Here is a 16,153-nt window from a genome sequence, read left to right as displayed (position 1 = left end):
ACCACGCAACAACAATTGTTGCTCCCGGGCGGGAAGGTTGCGCTTTCCGCCCGAAAAACTCCCGCCGGGAGTCGCTCCAATGGTATGATTACGCCCCTGTACGTCAGCCGCGAGCTGATATCAATGTAATTACCGGAATAATGACCGTGACCTCTTTTTCTGAACTCAACGCGCTTCCTGCCGAACAACTCGATAATCTCAATGAGCTGGGCTATCTGACCATGACCCCGGTGCAGGCGGCGGCGTTACCGGCCATTCTTGCGGGGAAAGACGTCCGTGCGCAGGCGAAAACCGGCAGCGGCAAAACCGCGGCCTTCGGCCTGGGCCTGCTGCAACATATTGATGCCAGCCAGTTTATCACTCAGTCGCTGGTGCTATGCCCGACGCGCGAGCTGGCTGACCAGGTCGCGAAAGAGCTGCGTCGTTTGGCGCGCTACATGCCAAATATCAAGGTGCTGACCCTGTGCGGCGGCCTGCCGTTTAGCGTTCAGCGCGACTCTCTGATCCACGCCCCGCATATCATTGTGGCGACCCCGGGCCGTCTGCTCGATCACCTGAAAAAAGAGACGGTGAACCTCGACGCCTTGCAAACCCTGGTGTTGGATGAAGCCGATCGGATGCTGGACATGGGCTTTGCCGACGCAATTGACGAGGTGATCAGCCACGCCCCCGCCAACCGTCAGACGCTGCTGTTCTCCGCTACCTGGCCGAGCGCAATTGCCGCCATTAGCACCCGTATTCAGCGTGACCCGCAGACCGTGGAAATCGACACCGTCGACGAGCTGCCTGCGGTTGAACAGCAGTTCTATGAAGTGTCCCGCAATGGCAAAATCGGCCTGCTGCAAAAGCTGCTGAGCAAGCACCAGCCCGCTTCCTGCGTGGTGTTCTGTAACACCAAGAAGGATTGCCAGGCGGTTTGCGATGCGCTGAGCGAAAGCAACCAGAGCGTGCTGGCGCTGCACGGCGACATGGAACAGCGTGACCGCGATCAGACCCTGGTGCGTTTTGCCAACGGCAGCAGCCGTGTGCTGGTGGCGACCGACGTCGCCGCGCGTGGACTGGACATTAAAGCGCTGGAGATGGTTATCAACTTCGAACTGGCGTGGGACCCGGAAGTCCATGTCCACCGTATCGGGCGTACAGCACGTGCCGGGCAGAGTGGGCTGGCTATCAGCTTCTGCTCCCCGGAAGAAGGCCAGCGTGCTGCAGTTCTCGAAGATATGCTGAACTTCAAGGTCAACTGGCAGCAGGTACCAACCGGTATCAACATCGCTCCGTTGGAAGCGACTATGGCAACCTTGTGCATCGACGGCGGTAAAAAAGCCAAAATGCGCCCGGGCGATATTCTCGGCGCGTTAACCGGAGACATGGGTCTGGCAGGGGATGATATCGGTAAAATCGATATCCATCCGATCCACGCCTTTGTGGCCGTCAAACACAGCGTCGCCCGCCATGCCTGGAAACAGCTCCAGCAGGGCAAAATTAAAGGGAAGTCGGTGAAGGTGCGGTTGCTGAAGTAATTCGCTGTTGTGCTAACTATTTGCATTTATGTTTACCGGTACTGATAAGTACCCGGAGTCAGAAACTTCATCAACGGGAGTTGGCCTTCTAAAGGTCAACTCCCTAAGCATTGTTGGCTTTATCAGAACCTAAAATGCTATGGCATTATGCCTCGATCGGGGCACGCCAGTCATCGGCACCGGAAGTGCCCGCCGTTGTATGCTCCCAGTTAATCTTACGGTAAGCCAGAGAGACGCGAACTAATTGCGTGAACTCCGCCTTGGTGGCGTCCTGGCAATGCGGCATTTTGCAATCAATATCAATAATGGTCGCATCTTCCAGTTTGGTGGTGAAGAAGTGCTCCTGCTTACCTTCAATTGAGGTGCGGTACCACTTAAGTTCTACCGATGGCAGCATTTCACCCGATGCTAATGCGTTATACAGCAACGGTACGGCTTTGTTGTACGCCACGGTAAAACGGAAAGGTTTATGGGCACGCTGGCCCGCAGGTTGACCGGACTGCGGATCGGTTGGCACGGTGACAATATGCTCGAATTCCTGAACCAGCATTTCGTCTTCATGACCCTGTACATAGATATTACCGACTGATTCAGCCGTGAATGCGCTGGCGGTAATATTACCTTGAGTTTTTCCGGTGATAGAAATATACGCTGGAGTTGGCATGTTAAATATCCTTATTTTGTTTTTCAATCTTAGATTGATGTAGAACAATTTAAGCGGGCTAATAAACTGATCCGCTGGCTCTGTGATGAGATCTGAATTCTAATAATTCCGGGGCACTATAAAACGATTTCTTTATGTATCCAAGATGTCATGAAAATCCAGATATTCTTTTTTGGTGCCACTGGTAGTTAATATTATAATGTTTGCAAAAATAGAGTATTGTTCTGCCTGTTGAGCCTCAATTATTGAGGAAATATAAGTGACTTATTAGTAAAGTGTAGCGCCTCTATGTAAGTCTATGTTTTTAAAAGGGTGTCGAGAATTATCATTAATTATTTTCGTGATCGCTGCAGAGAGATTTCAAGGCCGAAGAAAGAATTTTTACAATGCTGACTGAATAGAGTGGCGCTAGACTTTTATCTGGAAGTTTGTGAAGATATGTTTACTGGCATTACCGATGTGATACGAGCTATTCATTTTTTGTAGCCATGGTTGATTGTTCCATGACGTTATTCATTCATTGCGGTTATTAATTCACTGCCATTGATTAAATCAATGCTTCACTTGATCGGAAGAACTTTTCTGATATCTGAAGCGGAAGTGTCAATAGCAATTATTTATTAGTACGGAAAAGGACGAATTATGAGTAAGAGTAATCAGAGTAGTGTTGCTCCGAAAGAAAGGATAAACATCAAATATGTTCCCAATACTGGCGACCAGATCGCAGAAATTGAATTGCCGTTAAATTTATTGGTGGTAGGGGATCTTAAAGGCATACGTGAAGATACTGCTATTGAAGAGCGTCAGGTTGTATCGATTAATAAAAATAACTTCAATGCAGTGATGAACGAAGCAAATATCAGCCTGGCGTTCAATGTCCTTAATCACCTGGATGGTGATGGTAAAGAAGAGATGCCTGTCACTGTAGACATTAAATCTCTGGATGATTTTTCGCCGGATAACGTGGCGAAGAAAGTGCCGGAACTACAAAAAATTCTCGAACTTCGTGAAGCCCTGGTGGCGCTGAAAGGGCCACTCGGCAACATTCCTGCGTTCCGTTCGCGTCTGCAGGATCTGTTAGGCAATGAAGCGATGCGTGAGCAGTTGCTCAAAGAGCTGGACATGCTTAATCAAAAATAATTGCGTGTGATAAAGGGAATTCAACGTATGTCTTTACAAGAAGATGATGCAGTTTTAGCTCAGGAGCAGCAGGCCAGCTCAACGTATCTCCTCGACGAGATTATGTCTCAGACCCGCCTGATGCCTGGTAACGACGGTTATGACGTGGCTAAACAGGGCGTTGCCGCCTTTATTGCCAGCATTCTGGACACCGGCGTCAATCAAGAGCCAATCAATAAGATTCTGGTTGACCGGATGATTGTTGAACTGGACAAAAAGCTCAGTGCTCAGATGGATGAAATCCTCCACGCGCCAGCCTTCCGCGAAATCGAGTCGTCCTGGCGCTCGCTTAAGTTGCTGGTTGATCGGACTGATTTCCGTGAAAACATCAAAATCAACATCATGCATGCAACAAAATCCGAGCTGCTGGAAGATTTTGAATTCTCACCAGAAATTATTCAGTCCGGCTTCTATAAGCATGTTTACTCCTCCGGCTACGGTCAGTTTGGTGGTGAACCCACAGCGGCTATTATCGGTAACTACGCCTTTAGCAACACCTCGCCTGACATGAAGCTCTTACAATATGTTAGCGCGGTCGGCGCCATGGCCCATTCACCGTTCCTGTCCAGCGTTGCACCTGACTTCTTCGGCATCGAAAGCTTTACCGAACTGCCAGCTATCAAGGACATGAGATCGGTCTTCGAAGGTCCGGTGCATACTAAGTGGCGAGCTTTACGTGAGTCAGAAGACTCCCGCTATCTGGGGTTAACCACGCCGCGCTTCCTGCTGCGATTACCGTATTCTACGGTCGAAAACCCGATCAAAAACTTCAATTACTACGAAGATGTCAGCAAAAATCATGAGCACTTCTTATGGGGCAATACCGCCTTCTTACTCGCCTCCTGCCTGACAGACAGCTTCGCCAAATACCGCTGGTGCCCGAATATCATCGGTCCGCAAAGTGGTGGTGCGGTGCACGATCTGCCGGTCCATCTCTATGAAGCAATGGGGCAGATTCAAGCCAAAATCCCAACGGAAGTGTTGATCACCGATCGCCGCGAGTTTGAACTCGCCGAAGAGGGATTTATCACATTGACGATGCGTAAAGGCAGCGATAATGCGGCATTTTTCTCGGCAAACTCGGTGCAAAAACCAAAAGTTTTCCCCAATACCCGCGAAGGGAAAATGGCGGAAACCAATTACAAGCTGGGTACCCAGCTGCCGTACATGTTCATCATTAACCGCCTTGCGCACTATATAAAAGTGTTGCAGCGCGAACAGATTGGCTCCTGGAAGGAGCGTCAGGATCTGGAACGTGAGCTGAATACCTGGCTGAAGCAATACATCGCCGACCAGGAAAACCCGCCGACAGATGTTCGCAGCCGTCGTCCTTTACGTTCCGCTCAAATTCAGGTGCTGGATGTTGAAGGGGATCCAGGTTGGTACCAGGTTGCAATGCAGGTTCGTCCACACTTCAAGTACATGGGGGCGAGCTTCGAGTTGTCACTGGTTGGCCGCCTGGATAAGGAATAATAGGGCATGGCTGCGCTACTCAACTGGGCGCGAGGGAGTTCTGCCAGCTTGTTTGAGCGCATACAGGGGGAGGGAAGTTCTTCCTCCCGTAACCGGCTTTCGGGACTGGTTCGTTCCATCCAGAATCACTTAAACGAAGTCCTGAATTCTCGGCCTGGAGGTTGCCAAAGCGCCGTCGGTCTTGGCGTAGTTGATTTCAACGACGCGACGGCAAGCACCTCCGATTTCAGAACCAGCATCGAACAAGCTATTAAAGTGTGTATTGAAGGGTTTGAACCGCGTATTACAGCCGTCACTGTTCAATCGTTAATCAGTGATGAGGACCCGTTACTGCTCAGCTTCCATATCAGTGCCTGCGTGGACTTCGACAATATGGGTGATGTGGTCGAATTCAATATCCAGCTGGACAACAACCGTCGTTACTGCTTTAGCCAGGATGTCTAATGTCGTTCGAAAAATATTTTAGGGATGAGCTGGATTACCTCCGGCAATTAGGCCGTGATGCCGCTATCGAGCGGCCTCACTTGGCCACGTTTCTATCGGAACAGGGTTCGGATCCGGACGTTGAGCGTCTGCTGGAAGGCTTTGCATTTTTAACGGGTAATTTGCGTGAAAAAATTGATGATCAGTTCCCGGAATTAACCCATGGCTTATTAAACATGCTGTGGCCGAATTATCTACGGCCCATTCCCAGTATGACGATCATCGAATATACACCGGACGATAGCGTGGTCACTCAGGCCACGCTGATTAACAGTGGTACTCAGGTGTTGAGCGCGCCACTCACTCAACAAGAAGGGAACGAGCCGACGGACTCAAACGGGATACAGTGCATTTTCAGACTGTGCCGCGATCTCTGGCTGTTCCCGATGTCCATTCGCGATATTTCCGCCAACAATAGCAACGAGCAGGGGATATTGCGCGTCGATTTTCCTCGAAAACTGAACTCAATATGCGGGATCTGCAACTGGGCAAACTGCGCTTTCACTTGAGCGAAGATTATTACACCAGTACCCAGCTTTATTTCTGGATAAGCCATTATTTCGAACGGGCAGAATTAGTGGTAAATGGCGCCGTGATCCCAATGCCAGATTTTGACTTTTCACCTGTGGGATTTTCCCGTGAAGACGCATTATTGCCTTACACCAAGAACGCTTATATGGGCTATCGCATCCTGCAGGAGTATTTCTGCTTCCCGGAGGGCTTCCTCTTCTTTGATGTGACGGGCATCGTTGATTTTCCGCCACAGCTTAACGCCAGTGAATTTACCCTCAATTTGTATTTTTCCCATGCGCTTCCCCCGGAGATAAAAGTCCGTTCGACGACGTTACGTCTCAACTGTACCCCAGCGGTGAACCTCTTCGAGCACGACAGCGAAGCCATTAAGTTGGATGGCACCCAAGTGGAATACCCGCTGCGTGCCAGTTATAGCCGTGCGGATCACTACGATATTTTCTCCGTGGATAGTGTGGACAGTTGGCTGGACGAAAACGGTGGAAAGCCGGGGCGCTCACGTGGACGGGGTCGGTCATTCACCTCTTTTGAAAGCTTCCACCATCAGGTGGAACATGCCCAAGGGCGGGATGCACTCTACTATCGGCTGCGGGTCAAAAATGGCGTATTCCGAAAAGGTTTTGATCACTTTATTTCATTCGTGCGCAGCGACGAATCCAGCGTGGTGATGAAGGATGAAAATATCTCCATTGGGTTGACGTGTACCAACCGGGAATTGCCTTTGCTACTGAGAGTCGGGGATATCAATCAGCCGAAAAAAGGTAGCCCATCATTTGCCACTTTTCGCAATATTACCCGGCCCTCAGTGCCGCTCTATCCGGTACTGGACGGCAGTCTGCACTGGTCTCTACTTTCTAATATGTCTCTGAATTACATGTCGTTGCTGGATAAAGACGCCTTAAAGCAAATTTTACATACCTATGATTTTCCGAGCATGCATAACCGCCAGTCCGCGAGGGCTTCCCAGCGGCGGTTGGATGCCATTGAGCGTATCGAAACGCAGCCTGTAGACCGCTTGTTTCGTGGCCTTCCCGTCAGGGGATTACAGACCACGCTGTGGCTGGAACAAAGCGCATTCAGCTCGGAGGGTGAACTTTATCTTTTCAGCACTGTACTCGCGCATTTCTTCTCGTTGTACGCCAGCGTCAATGCGTTTCACCTCTTAAAAGTTACCAATCTTGATAATCAGGAATGTTACGAATGGCCAGTACAAACGGGGCAGCACGCACTCATGTAAGGCTTGAGCAGGAAGCCCCGCTTGCCGCAGGTCTGGATGTGACACGTTACAACTTCTTTCAGTTGGTCGAGCTTCTCCACCAATTGGCGGTAGCGTGGGAAAAATCCCCTGGCGCGTCGAACCCGGCGCAGGAGGCGATTCGTTTTACATCCTCTGCAAGTCTGGCTTTTCCAACCCGGGACATCATTGCCCTGCATACCTCGCCGCGTAACCAGTTTGAGCTGGAGGTTTCGTTCCTGGGGCTACATGGCAGCCAGTCGCCGCTACCGGGATATTACCTGGATTCGCTGGCTTGGGAGGCGGCGCAAAACGAAAACCGTCTGACGGATTTCTTGAACGTGTTCAACCACCGCCTGCTGACATTGCTGCATCAGATCTGGCGCAAATACCGCTACTACATCTGCTTCGACAGCGGCAGTGACGACTTTTCACAGCGGATGTTTTCTCTGGTGGGGTTGGGGAGCACGGCAATACGCAACAAGCTGCAGATTAATCACGAAAAAATGCTCGCGTACGCCGGCCTTCTGGCAAGCCCAGGGCGCGCCCCAGAAGTGATTTGCAGCCTGGTTTCCCACTGCTTCAACCTTGAGGACGTCACGCTTCACAGTTGGCAGTTGCGTAAGGTCAGTATTGCCCCGGAACAGCAGAACCGGTTGGGCAGTAGGGTGCGACTGCGTGGTAACAAGTACCAGCAAAAGTCGGTGATGGGCATCAATTTCTCAATTGGTGCCAGGGTGGCCGATCGGAGCGGCAAGTTCCAGTTGTGCATTAACAACCTGACCCGCGAGCAGTTTTTATCGTTTTTACCCGAGGGAGCCAACTATGCGTCACTGGTGATGTTTGTGGCTTTCATTATGCGTGATCAGTTCGCGTGGGATTTACGTCTGGGACTGGCAGAAAAGCAGGTGAGCGGCATGGTGCTGGGTACTGAGCAAAACAACCTGCTGGGTTGGACCAGCTTTCTGGGGCAACCCGAAGCGAAGCCGCACGTCATCATCAGCGTGATGGAATAACAATAAGGATTCAGCAACTCATGGATAAACAGCAGCCAACGCTATCATTACGGGTCATCAATAGCGACAAACTGGAAAGTGGCAAGCAGGCAAGCCACTTATTTCACCCGCGCGGTGGCACAGTGGGGAGTGATGTCGGTCATCTTTGGTCGATTCAGGATCAGAGCGGGAGCGTCCATGCTTCAGTTTTCGCCATAGAGTGGCGTGACGGCGCTTTCTGCCTACGGGTTTTGAATGACTCGATCACCATTAACCAGTCCGTGCTAACGGTGAAATCTGGGTTTGTGCTGCTGCAACAGGGGGATGAAATCGCCCTTAACACGCTAATGTTAAAGTGTCATATCGCTTTTTCTGACGCCGGGGCGGTTGATCCGCTAACCGTGTCGCCGGAATCTCTGGTGTCTAACTATAGCAACCCTTTGGAAGCGATGATGGAAGGGGGGGAGTCTCGTGTCGCCGCCAGTCAACAGGAAGCTCGTCTGGCCTCTACGGTGGTTAACGGTTTCAGTAGCGACCCTTTGCGGGTGCTGGAAACTGAAAGCCTGACCACCCAGAACAACGGCAGGGTGAATTCTGATATCGACTCGATCCTGCATCAGGGGAGTTATCGCCGCCCGCTCATTGCCTCACCACTCTCAGACAGCAGTACGGCGATAGAGCAGGAGTATTTAGATCTCCCTCATATCACGCCATACATTGCGGCCCAGAATAGCGAAGCGGAACACAACATCGCCCAACTTCATGTGGCGATCACGCCATTGATGCGCGGGTTTGACGCGCAGTTGCCTATCCGTAACAGCCAGGAAGCGAATGATTTTCTGGAAGAAGCCGGAAAAACGCTCAAGGCAACCATTGAGGGCCTGCTTGCCCTTCAGCGCAGCCAGCATGGCCTAAGGGACAAGCACCTGCGGCCGTTGGAAGACAACCCACTGCGTCTGAATATGGACTACGACACAACGCTAAGCCTGCTTTTTGCGGAGGGGAAAAGCCCGGTACATCTTGCTGCACCTGCGGCGGTGGCAGAGAGCCTGCACAATCTCCGTTTGCATCATCAGGCCAACCAGCAGGCTATCGCTCAAGCGCTCAATACCATGCTAGATGCCTTTTCACCTGAACGGTTACTGACGCGTTTTACCCATTACTTGCGCAGCAATGAACGCCAGGAGCGAGACTCCGCCTGGGCATGGGAGATGTACAAAAACTACTACGAGGAGCTGTCCTCCAGTCGTCAGCAGGGATTTGAAAAACTGTTTGGTGAAGTTTACGCCCAGGCCTATGACCAGGCGCTGCGTCAGGGGATGAAAGACAGCGAATGAGTAACCACACCAGAAACAACAGCCTGCTCTCGGTGCTGTGCCTGGCGTTATTGCTGACGGGATGCAGCGCGTGGAAGGCAACGAAAAAAGTTGGGGAAGTCATCATCAATCCGGATATTCCGGTCGGGGAGCCAGCCGAACAACCGTCTATTGTCCGTATGGTGTTATTGGCCGAGCCGGACACCAATCCGAATATGCAGGGGGAAGCAACACCTGTTGAATTCGCCGTTATCTATCTGAGCGAAGACTCTAAGTTGCTCGCGGCCGATCACGCTCAACTCACCCCTGACTCACTGGAGAAAACACTCGGCAAAAACTACCTCGATCACCAGGAGTACACCCTTCTGGCGGATCAGTATAAACCGCTAGCACCGATCACACTTGAAGAGAAAACCCGCTACATCGGCGTAGTGGCCTGGTTTGCCAATATGGAAAAAAGCGAGTGGAAAAAGACGATAAAAATCAAAAGTATTGGCAAACACTACCAGATTTTGATCCACATCAGGACTAACGAGATTGAACTAAGGGAAGAGGAAGAATAAGCATGCCTACGAAAAACAGAGTGATCTGGCGTGAAGGGTTGTTTATCAAGCCCCAGCACTTCCAGCAACAGCAGAGGCACAATGACTATCAACTGCATCAGCGTTTCTCCACGCTGCACGGCTATAGCTACGGTTTTCACTCGTTAGTCATCAACCAGGAAGTTGTTAAAGCTCGGTCGTATTGGGGTGAGTAGCGCCAGCGGCAGCATGCCTGATGGTTCCATTTTTGAGATGCCTTATCAGGACAACTGTCCGAAACCACTGGACGTGCTTAACTGTAACGACGCCGCCAGCCGGGATATCTATCTGGCGTTGCCGATGCTTAATGACGCCATCAACGAAGTTGCCGGCCAGCAGGGCCAGACCCAGAGCACCATTCGTTACCGCGAGCATCTTGATGATGTGCGGGATCTTCACACCGACGGAGGTGATGTCAGCCAGTTAGTGCTGGCGCAGCTTGCTCCGCGTCTGATGCAGGGGGGGGAAGATCTCAGTGCGTACACGGCGCTACCGCTTTGCCGCATCAAAGAAAAACGCCCGGATGGAGCGTTGATCCTGGATGAAGAGTTTATTCCGACCTGCACTACGCTCACCGTTTCCGTCCCGCTCAAAAGTTTTATAGATGAAGTGGAGGGAACACTGGTCGAGCGTGCCCGTCTGTTGGCTAAACGTATCGGATCCCCAGGCCAGCAGGGCATTGCAGATGTGGCTGAATTTATGATGCTACAGGTCTTTAATCGAGAACAGCCGCTGTTTACCCATCTGGCGCATCAGGCGGTGCTGCACCCACAGCACTTCTATTGCCAATTAGTGCAGACCTGCGGTGAGTTGCGCACCTTTACCGATGAGGCACGCATCGCAGGCGTCTTTCCGGTTTATAACCACGATAATCTCACCGATACCTTCCAGCCGTTATTCCAGTCGCTGCGCCAGGTACTGAGCACTGTCCTAACGCCGCGCGCGGTGTCCATCCAGTTGCAAATGCAGGCGCACGGCATTCGTGTGGCGACGATCAACGATCGTGATCTCCTGCGCAGCGCGGATTTTGTGCTCGCTGTGCGCGCGCAGATCCCGCAAGAGCAGCTCCGGCGCCAGTTTGTGCAACAAACCAAGATCACCTCACTGGAAAAAATCCGCGAGTTGGTCAGTGTGCAACTCCCCGGAGTACCGTTGGTGGCGCTTTCAGCCGCTCCTCGCCAGCTGCCATACCACTCCGGCTACACCTATTTCATGCTCGACAGGCAGAGCGCGGCCTGGAAAGAGATCCAGCAAAGTAACGCCATCGCTTTCCACGTTTCAGGCGAGTTCCCTGAACTGGACATGCAGTTTTGGGCCATCAGGGGAAGCTAATGAAAACGGATGCGGTCACACACGACGTGCTGATTGCGGCCCCCGAAAGGGTCGCCTCTTACCGGCAATATCAACTCCCGCTACGTGGCGAAAGCCTGAATGCGATGGTGGATGCCGCAACGCCATTGCTTGGCATGGTGCTACGTCTCAAAGAGATGGAAAACCATCCGTTGCCGGACAAGCTCTATCAGCAGGTGGTGGCGGATATTCGCGCCACCGAACAGTTACTGCAAACTCAAGGCTATGAGCCCGGGGCGATCGTCTCTTTTCGCTATGTGCTTTGTACCTTTATTGATGAAACCGCGCTGGGTCACGGCTGGAATTCGCAAAACGATTGGGTACAGCAGTCGCTGCTGGTGCATTTCCACAATGAAACCTGGGGTGGCGAAAAAGTGTACGTCCTGCTGGAGCGTTTAATGGGTGAACCAAAACGCTACCAGGATCTGCTGGAGTTTATGTATCTCTGTTTCTGCCTGGGCTATCGCGGGCGCTACAAAGTGACCCTGCGAAACAGCGATGACTTTGAACGCCTGTTCGGCCGCCTGCATCACCAACTCCACCAGTTACGGGGGGATGCGCCAGCTACCGTGTTACACCAAAAGCCGGGACGTTCAGGCGGGCACTACCACCTCACCAGAAGGCTTTCAGTCAAACATGTTCTGTGGGGAGGGTTAGGGCTGCTGGGAGTCATCTACTTGTTTTACGCCCTCAATCTGCATGCCCAGAGTCAGGATATCCTGGAGCAACTCAACAAATTATTGAGCAAGGACGCGCCAAAATGATCCAGATTGATCTACCAACCCTGGTAAACCGCCTGCACCCGATTGCCCGCCATGCGCTGGAATCAGCTGCGGCCCACTGCGTAAGTCTGCAGGAGGCGGAAATTACCGTCCCACAGGTGCTACGCCAGATGGTCGCCACCCCGCTGAGCGACGTCAGGCTGATACTGAACCATGCCGGGGTTGATCTCGACGAGTTGCAGGCGCTGCTCGATCAGCGCATCACCAGCTATCAGACGGTGACGCAGGCATACCCGAGTTTTTCACCACTGCTGATGGAATGGTTGCAGGACAGTTGGCTGCTTGCCTCTACAGAGATGGAACATGGTCAGCTACGCAGCGGCGTAATGCTTCTGACGCTATTGCTCAGTCCGTTACGCTATTTGACACCTGCCGCAAACCGCGTGCTGTCACCAGTAAACCGAGAACTACTGCGGCAGAACTTTGCGCAGTGGACCAGCGACTCTGCCGAAATCCCTCAGTGTGATAAAGCGAATGATACAGCTGTGGGGGCGTCAGTCAGTGATAGCCTGCTGACGCGTTATGCCAGCAACATGACCGAACAGGCCCGCAGCGGCAAGCTCGACCCGGTTCTGTGCCGCGACACGGAAATCGACCTAATGATCGATATTCTCTGCCGCCGTCGTAAAAATAATCCTATTGTCGTCGGGGAGGCAGGAGTAGGGAAAAGCGCGTTAATCGAAGGGCTAGCGCTGCGCATTGTGGCAAACGAGGTGCCACAGAAACTGCTTAACAGCGAACTGATGACACTGGATCTGGGGGCGCTCCAGGCCGGGGCGGCGGTGAAAGGTGAATTCGAAAAACGATTCAAAGGCATCATGTCCGAAATAGCCCAGTCCGCTACGCCGATCATTTTGTTTATCGATGAAGCTCACACCCTGATCGGCGCGGGCAACCAGCAGGGCGGCCTGGACATCTCCAACTTGTTAAAGCCAGCTCTGGCTCGTGGCGAGCTGAAAACCATCGCCGCCACGACCTGGGGTGAATACAAAAAATACTTTGAAAAAGACGCCGCACTTTCTCGTCGTTTCCAACTGATCACCGTCTCTGAACCGAGCGCGGATGAGGCGACGATCATCCTGCGTGGCCTGCGCACTATCTATGAACAGGCTCACGGCGTGCTAATCGACGACGAAGCGCTACAAGCCTCCGCCGTGTTAAGCGACCGCTATCTGTCCGGCCGCCAACTGCCGGATAAAGCCATTGATGTGCTGGATACTGCGTCGGCGCGGGTGGCGATTAACTTGACCTCTGCACCTCGCCAGGTTTCTGCGCTGCAAACCCAACTGCACCAGCAGGCGATGGAAATCGAGATCCTCGAGCGGGAGCAGCGGCTGAACCTCGGCAGCCCGAGCGAGCGTTTACATGAGCTATGCCAGCAGCGGCAAGCCATCGAACAGCAGCTGACTGAACTGAAGACCCGTTGGGAAACCCAGAAGCAGCTGGTAGAGCAAATTATCGAACTCAGGTCGCAATTACTGACACAGGAAGAGCCTGTCGGCGATGAACAAACTGCCCGATTGAGAGCACTGGACATCGAGTTGGAAGCGTTGCAACAGCATCAGACGCTCGTCTCTGCGCATGTGGATAAACACCAGATTGCGGCGGTGATTGCCGAGTGGACAGGCGTACCGCTGAATCGTCTTTCACAAAGCGAACTCACGGTGGTCACGGAGCTTCCGGACTATCTTGGACAGCAGATTAAAGGCCAGAGCACGGCTATCCATTGTCTGCATCAACACCTGCTCACTGCACGGGCAGATCTGCGTCGACCTGGCCGTCCGATGGGTGCTTTCCTGCTGGTTGGGCCAAGCGGCGTCGGCAAAACTGAAACGGTGCTGCAAATCGCAGACCTGCTGTACGGCGGTCGTCAATACCTTACGACTATCAACATGTCGGAATTCCAGGAGAAACACACCGTTTCGCGCCTGATTGGTTCGCCACCAGGCTACATCGGCTATGGTGAAGGTGGCGTGCTAACCGAGGCGATTCGTCAGAAGCCTTATTCCGTGGTGCTGCTGGACGAAGTGGAAAAAGCGCATCCGGACGTGCTGAACCTGTTCTACCAGGCTTTCGACAAAGGTGAGTTGGCAGACGGCGAAGGCCGCATTATCGACTGCAAAAATGTGGTGTTCTTTCTTACCTCCAATCTGGGCTACCAGACGATTGTTGATAACGCCGCGCAGCCAGAGCAACTCAACGAGTTGCTGTACCCGGAACTGGCTGCTTTCTTCAAGCCCGCCTTGCTGGCACGTATGGAAGTCGTGCCTTATCTGCCACTGGATCGCTCCACGCTGCAAACCATTATCTACGGCAAGCTGAACAGACTGGACAGCTTACTGCGTCAGCGCTTTAACGCCGAAGTGGTGATTGACCCGCAGGTCATCGACGAGATCCTGCTGCGTGCCACGCGCGCGGAAAACGGTGCCAGAATGCTGGAATCGATTATCGACGGCGCCGTGCTACCGCCCGTCTCGTTACTGTTGCTGCAAAAAATGGCGGCAGGTTCGGTAATTCGCTCTATCAGGCTGTTCGTCGAGGGGAATGTGTTCGCCGCTCAGGTTGAGGAGGTGATATGAGGCAGCGGCTGAAAAACGTGCTGGCGTTACTGGATGACAACACCATCGAGAAGCTGATCTACCGTTTTCTGGCAATAAAACACCACCGTCTTCGCTTCAGCACCCTCATGGTGGCGATGTTCAATGCCAGCGAAAGACGGCTGGATTGCTATCTCCATCCCGATGAAAACAGCTACGAAACAGTAAACCTGAATATCAACATAGACGACTTCAGCCACCCGCTGGTGCAGGTACTGCGCAACGGTTCACCGTTGCTCTGGGACTGCCTGCAACAGGGCGTACGGCTTGACGATGCCAGTTTTCGCGAACTGGTGCAGGAGATGCCTGTGGGGTGTGGGATGTATGCCTTGCCGCTGTTTGATTTACACGGACGTGCCTGTGGGGTCATTGCGATCATCGCTGAACGGATCGCCCGCTTTGCCGAGCCCGACGGTATTTTTGGCGTTTACTGCACTGTCTTCCAGCATCGCCTGATCAAACTGCAGGAAACAGATCAGCTTCGCACCCAGCTTAGCCAGATCCGCGCTTTATTAGCATCCCAGCAGCAGCGCGAAAAGCAAATGGATGAACTGCTGTCCACGCTGCGGGCAGCGGATGAATTCAGCACTTTGCCGGGGCTGTCCCACGACTACAGCAGAATTGATGACCTGCCCGAAGCGGTTGAGGCGTTCGAAATCGCTATCCTGACACAGCGCATGCGCGTTTACGGAAAAGACAAAAACCGTATTGCGGAAAGCCTGGGTATTGCGCCTCGTACGCTGGCCTACAAGCTGACGAAATACGGGTGTGAAGTATGAGCACATGGCTATTGGTAACCGCGTTAATGGCTCAAGTCGGCCAGTTACTCCCAGCAGGGGAGCAGGGCGTACTTCTGGATCCTGAACTGGAGATATCCGTCACGCACACAATGGCGAAGGTGACGCGCTGCCGTGAGGAAACGTCCCCTCTGGTGCGACTGGAGTGTTACGACCAGGCACTGTCCACCCCCACGGAAATTGCGATAAATCAGACCCGTAGCGGCCCGGTGTGGCAAAAAGCGATGGAGCAGGAGAAAGGGCGTAACAGCCACTCAACCACATTTTTGGTAACACAGAGCACCGGCAATAACCCAAACGTGATGATCACCACCCCCGCGATTGGCATTCCTCCGCCTCGGCCAGTGCTGATGCTGAGCTGCATCGACAACATTACACGTCTGCAAATTGCCCTCACCACGCAGTCCAAAGACGGCTCAGTAAGAATCGCTGCTGACAACGATCGCTTCGCTGCCCAATGGTTTTTGCGTGAAAACAGCTATCTGCTGGAGTCCAGTCGGGGGCTAGCGGGCATTGAAGAAATCAAACGTCTGATGCCTGCAACAACGCTGACGGTCGACAGCCTGGAGAGCGGCTTTCCCCGAATGACATTTAACATTACGCAGTTGACGGAGGTTGTGAAACCTCTACGCAACGCCTGCCACTGGTAAG

Annotated in this window: 12 protein-coding genes and 2 pseudogenes; 13 read left to right on the top strand and 1 reads right to left on the bottom strand. The window is 52.7% G+C overall.

All coding sequences use genetic code 11. The annotated features are described in order from the left end of the window. Positions 1-146 precede the first annotated feature (146 nt). Entirely contained in the window at positions 147-1,520 is a 1,374-nt protein-coding gene (dbpA, locus tag ACG0Z5_RS03390; RefSeq protein ID WP_394445353.1) for an ATP-dependent RNA helicase DbpA, read from the top strand. Between the two features lie 145 nt (positions 1,521-1,665). Here the strand turns inward: dbpA and ACG0Z5_RS03385 are convergent, their stop codons facing one another. After that, positions 1,666-2,184, bottom strand: coding sequence for an Hcp family type VI secretion system effector (locus tag ACG0Z5_RS03385; protein ID WP_319785846.1), 519 nt, complete (start codon positions 2,182-2,184; stop codon positions 1,666-1,668). 642 nt (positions 2,185-2,826) lie between these two features. Between ACG0Z5_RS03385 and tssB the strand changes: the two genes are divergently transcribed. The 12 genes and pseudogenes from tssB (at position 2,827) to vasI (ending at position 16,152) form a co-directional block, all read left to right on the top strand. Beyond that, on the top strand, positions 2,827-3,324 hold the full coding sequence (gene tssB, locus ACG0Z5_RS03380; protein WP_394445351.1) for a type VI secretion system contractile sheath small subunit: 498 nt from the start codon (positions 2,827-2,829) through the stop codon (positions 3,322-3,324). A 27-nt stretch (positions 3,325-3,351) separates the two neighbouring features. Continuing rightward, positions 3,352-4,836, top strand: coding sequence for a type VI secretion system contractile sheath large subunit (gene tssC / locus ACG0Z5_RS03375; protein WP_394445350.1), 1,485 nt, complete (start codon positions 3,352-3,354; stop codon positions 4,834-4,836). A gap of 6 nt (positions 4,837-4,842) precedes the next feature. Continuing rightward, positions 4,843-5,280, top strand: a complete 438-nt coding sequence (tssE, locus tag ACG0Z5_RS03370) for a type VI secretion system baseplate subunit TssE (protein ID WP_394445349.1) — start codon at positions 4,843-4,845, stop codon at positions 5,278-5,280. Then, positions 5,280-7,087: pseudogene (gene tssF / locus ACG0Z5_RS03365) on the top strand (type VI secretion system baseplate subunit TssF). Before tssE ends, tssF begins: the two are co-directional and overlap by 1 nt. After that, positions 7,051-8,100: a type VI secretion system baseplate subunit TssG gene (gene tssG, locus ACG0Z5_RS03360; protein ID WP_394445348.1), complete on the top strand. Its 1,050-nt coding sequence runs from the start codon at positions 7,051-7,053 to the stop codon at positions 8,098-8,100. The pseudogene tssF and the gene tssG overlap by 37 nt, the downstream one beginning before the upstream one ends. Positions 8,101-8,120: 20 nt before the next feature. Next, positions 8,121-9,416: a type VI secretion system-associated FHA domain protein TagH gene (gene tagH, locus ACG0Z5_RS03355; RefSeq protein ID WP_394445347.1), complete on the top strand. Its 1,296-nt coding sequence runs from the start codon at positions 8,121-8,123 to the stop codon at positions 9,414-9,416. Continuing rightward, positions 9,413-9,958, top strand: a complete 546-nt coding sequence (gene tssJ / locus ACG0Z5_RS03350; RefSeq protein ID WP_394445346.1) for a type VI secretion system lipoprotein TssJ — start codon at positions 9,413-9,415, stop codon at positions 9,956-9,958. Before tagH ends, tssJ begins: the two co-directional genes overlap by 4 nt. Positions 9,959-9,960: 2 nt before the next feature. Further along, positions 9,961-11,308 (top strand): annotated as a pseudogene (gene tssK / locus ACG0Z5_RS03345) (type VI secretion system baseplate subunit TssK). Next, positions 11,308-12,090, top strand: a complete 783-nt coding sequence (gene icmH / locus ACG0Z5_RS03340) for a type IVB secretion system protein IcmH/DotU (RefSeq protein WP_394445345.1) — start codon at positions 11,308-11,310, stop codon at positions 12,088-12,090. Before tssK ends, icmH begins: the two are co-directional and overlap by 1 nt. Continuing rightward, complete coding sequence (tssH, locus tag ACG0Z5_RS03335) at positions 12,087-14,687, top strand: type VI secretion system ATPase TssH (protein WP_394445343.1); 2,601 nt, start codon at positions 12,087-12,089, stop codon at positions 14,685-14,687. The genes icmH and tssH overlap by 4 nt, the downstream gene beginning before the upstream one ends. Continuing rightward, entirely contained in the window at positions 14,684-15,484 is an 801-nt protein-coding gene (locus ACG0Z5_RS03330; protein ID WP_394445341.1) for a helix-turn-helix domain-containing protein, read from the top strand. The genes tssH and ACG0Z5_RS03330 overlap by 4 nt, the downstream gene beginning before the upstream one ends. Further along, positions 15,481-16,152: a type VI secretion system-associated protein VasI gene (gene vasI, locus ACG0Z5_RS03325; protein WP_394445340.1), complete on the top strand. Its 672-nt coding sequence runs from the start codon at positions 15,481-15,483 to the stop codon at positions 16,150-16,152. Before ACG0Z5_RS03330 ends, vasI begins: the two co-directional genes overlap by 4 nt. Position 16,153 lies beyond the last annotated feature (1 nt).

It is taken from the genome of Scandinavium sp. M-37 (genome assembly GCF_043558715.1).
Classification (GTDB): Bacteria; Pseudomonadota; Gammaproteobacteria; order Enterobacterales; family Enterobacteriaceae; genus Scandinavium; species Scandinavium vulneris_A.
The sequence above is the reverse complement of the archived record's forward strand: the minus strand, read 5'-3'. Positions and strand labels throughout refer to the sequence as shown.

Bases quoted from the DNA above. Each gene is read 5' to 3' on its own strand.
- ACG0Z5_RS03330 (WP_394445341.1), top strand. From the start codon at position 14,684: ATGAGGCAGCGGCTGAAAAACGTGCTGGCGTTACTGGATGACAACACC.
- tssJ (WP_394445346.1), top strand. From the start codon at position 9,413: ATGAGTAACCACACCAGAAACAACAGCCTGCTCTCGGTGCTGTGCCTG.
- icmH (WP_394445345.1), top strand. From the start codon at position 11,308: ATGAAAACGGATGCGGTCACACACGACGTGCTGATTGCGGCCCCCGAA.
- tagH (WP_394445347.1), top strand. From the start codon at position 8,121: ATGGATAAACAGCAGCCAACGCTATCATTACGGGTCATCAATAGCGAC.
- tssC (WP_394445350.1), top strand. From the start codon at position 3,352: ATGTCTTTACAAGAAGATGATGCAGTTTTAGCTCAGGAGCAGCAGGCC.
- tssH (WP_394445343.1), top strand. From the start codon at position 12,087: ATGATCCAGATTGATCTACCAACCCTGGTAAACCGCCTGCACCCGATT.
- tssB (WP_394445351.1), top strand. From the start codon at position 2,827: ATGAGTAAGAGTAATCAGAGTAGTGTTGCTCCGAAAGAAAGGATAAAC.
- ACG0Z5_RS03385 (WP_319785846.1), bottom strand. From the start codon at position 2,184: ATGCCAACTCCAGCGTATATTTCTATCACCGGAAAAACTCAAGGTAAT.
- tssE (WP_394445349.1), top strand. From the start codon at position 4,843: ATGGCTGCGCTACTCAACTGGGCGCGAGGGAGTTCTGCCAGCTTGTTT.
- vasI (WP_394445340.1), top strand. From the start codon at position 15,481: ATGAGCACATGGCTATTGGTAACCGCGTTAATGGCTCAAGTCGGCCAG.
- tssG (WP_394445348.1), top strand. From the start codon at position 7,051: ATGGCCAGTACAAACGGGGCAGCACGCACTCATGTAAGGCTTGAGCAG.